Raw genomic sequence first — 2,961 nt, forward strand, 5'->3', positions numbered from 1 at the left:
CGCTTTTCGTATAAGTTAAGTCCTCGATTGATTAGTATCCGTCAGCTGCACGTGTCACCACGCTTCCACCTCGGACCTATCTACCTCATCGTCTCTGAGGAATCTTACTCATTTAAAATGATGGGAAATCTCATCTTGAGGGGGGCTTCATGCTTAGATGCTTTCAGCACTTATCCCTTCCACACGTAGCTACCCAGCCGTGCTCCTGGCGGAACAACTGGTACACCAGCGGTGTGTCCATCCCGGTCCTCTCGTACTAAGGACAGCTCCTCTCAAATTTCCAACGCCCACGACGGATAGGGACCGAACTGTCTCACGACGTTCTGAACCCAGCTCGCGTACCGCTTTAATGGGCGAACAGCCCAACCCTTGGGACCGACTACAGCCCCAGGATGCGATGAGCCGACATCGAGGTGCCAAACCTCCCCGTCGATGTGGACTCTTGGGGGAGATAAGCCTGTTATCCCCGGGGTAGCTTTTATCCGTTGAGCGACGGCCCTTCCATTCGGTACCGCCGGATCACTAAGCCCGACTTTCGTCCCTGCTCGACTTGTAGGTCTCGCAGTCAAGCTCCCTTCTGCCTTTACACTCTGCGAATGATTTCCAACCATTCTGAGGGAACCTTTGGGCGCCTCCGTTACTCTTTAGGAGGCGACCGCCCCAGTCAAACTGCCCACCTGACACTGTCTCCGAACCGGATCACGGTTCTGGGTTAGAATGTCCGTACAGCCAGGGTGGTATCCCACCGGCGCCTCCACCGAAGCTAGCGCTCCGGTTTCGATGGCTCCCACCTATCCTGTACAAGCTGTACCAACATTCAATATCAGGCTACAGTAAAGCTCCACGGGGTCTTTCCGTCCTGTCGCGGGTAATGCGCATCTTCACGCATAGTATAATTTCACCGGGTCTCTCGTTGAGACAGTGCCCAAGTCGTTGCACCTTTCGTGCGGGTCGGAACTTACCCGACAAGGAATTTCGCTACCTTAGGACCGTTATAGTTACGGCCGCCGTTTACTGGGGCTTCGATTCAGAGCTTCGCCCAAAGGGCTAACTCATCCTCTTAACCTTCCAGCACCGGGCAGGTGTCAGCCCCTATACTTCGCCTTTCGGCTTCGCAGAGACCTGTGTTTTTGATAAACAGTCGCTTGGGCCTTTTCACTGCGGCTCATCCAGACCGAAGCCTGAACGAGCACCCCTTCTCCCGAAGTTACGGGGTCATTTTGCCGAGTTCCTTAACGAGAGTTATCCCGCTCACCTTAGGATTCTCTCCTCGCCTACCTGTGTCGGTTTGCGGTACGGGCACCCTCATCCTCACGAGAGGCTTTTCTTGGCAGTGTGAAATCAGGAACTTCGGTACTCTATTTCCCTCCCCATCACAGCCCGAGCTTACGATGAACGGATTTGCCTGCTCATCACTCTCACTGCTTGGACGTGCATATCCATCAGCACGCTTCCCTATCCTCCTGCGTCACCCCATTGCTCAAACGGATGAAAGGTGGTACAGGAATGTCAACCTGTTTTCCATCGCCTACGCCTTTCGGCCTCGGCTTAGGTCCCGACTAACCCTGAGCGGACGAGCCTTCCTCAGGAAACCTTAGGCTTTCGGTGGACAAGATTCTCACTTGTCTTTCGCTACTCATACCGGCATTCTCACTTCTAAGCGCTCCACCCGTTCTTCCGATCGGACTTCGCTGCGCTTAGAACGCTCTCCTACCATTGTACCAACGGTACAATCCGCAGCTTCGGTGATACGTTTAGCCCCGGTATATTTTCGGCGCAGAGTCACTCGACCAGTGAGCTATTACGCACTCTTTAAATGATGGCTGCTTCTAAGCCAACATCCTGGTTGTCTAAGCAACTCCACATCCTTTTCCACTTAACGTATACTTAGGGACCTTAGCTGGCGGTCTGGGCTGTTTCCCTCTCGACTATGAACCTTATCACCCATAGTCTGACTCCCAAGCTCAAGTTGTTGGCATTCGGAGTTTGACTGAATTCGGTAACCCGATGAGGGCCCCTAGTCCAATCAGTGCTCTACCTCCAAAACTCGATTCTTGAGGCTAGCCCTAAAGCTATTTCGGAGAGAACCAGCTATCTCCGTGTTCGATTGGCATTTCACCGCTACCCACACCTCATCCCCGCACTTTTCAACGTACGTGGGTTCGGGCCTCCAGTAAGTGTTACCTTACCTTCACCCTGGACATGGGTAGGTCACACGGTTTCGGGTCTGCGACCTCATACTCATACGCCCTGTTCAGACTCGCTTTCGCTGCGGCTCCACATCTTCTGCTTAACCTTGCATGAGATCGAAACTCGCCGGTTCATTCTACAAAAGGCACGCTGTCACCCATTAACGGGCTCCAACTACTTGTAAGCACACGGTTTCAGGTTCTCTTTCACTCCCCTCCCGGGGTGCTTTTCACCTTTCCCTCACGGTACTGGTTCGCTATCGGTCACTAGGGAGTATTTAGCCTTGGGAGATGGTCCTCCCGGATTCCGACGGAATTTCACGTGTTCCGCCGTACTCAGGATCCACTCCGGAGGAAACCAGGTTTGAATTACAGGGCTGTTACCTTCTTCGGCAGGTCTTTCCAGACCGTTTCATCTACCTGATTTCTTGGTAACTCCGTATGGAGTGTCCTACAACCCCAGAAGGCAAGCCTTCTGGTTTGGGCTGTTTCCCGTTCGCTCGCCGCTACTTAGGAAATCGCGTTTGCTTTCTCTTCCTCCGGGTACTGAGATGTTTCAGTTCCCCGGGTTACCTTCCTTACCCTATGGATTCAGATAAGGATACTGCCCCATTACGGACAGCGGGTTTCCCCATTCGGAAATCTCCGGATCAAAGCTTACTTACAGCTCCCCGAAGCATATCGGTGTTTGTCCCGTCCTTCATCGGCTCCTAGTGCCAAGGCATTCACCGTGCGCTCTTATTCACTTAACTTATAACGCACACGGACAATA

Annotated in this window: 1 rRNA gene; it reads right to left on the minus strand. The window is 53.0% G+C overall.

The annotated features are described in order from the left end of the window. Positions 1-11: 11 nt before the first annotated feature. Positions 12-2,941 (minus strand): 23S ribosomal RNA (locus tag ABD006_RS17810). Between the last annotated feature and the right edge of the window lie 20 nt (positions 2,942-2,961).

Origin of the sequence: Salinibacillus aidingensis (assembly GCF_039522525.1) — a bacterium.
Classification (GTDB): Bacteria; Bacillota; Bacilli; order Bacillales; family Alkalibacillaceae; genus Salinibacillus; species Salinibacillus aidingensis.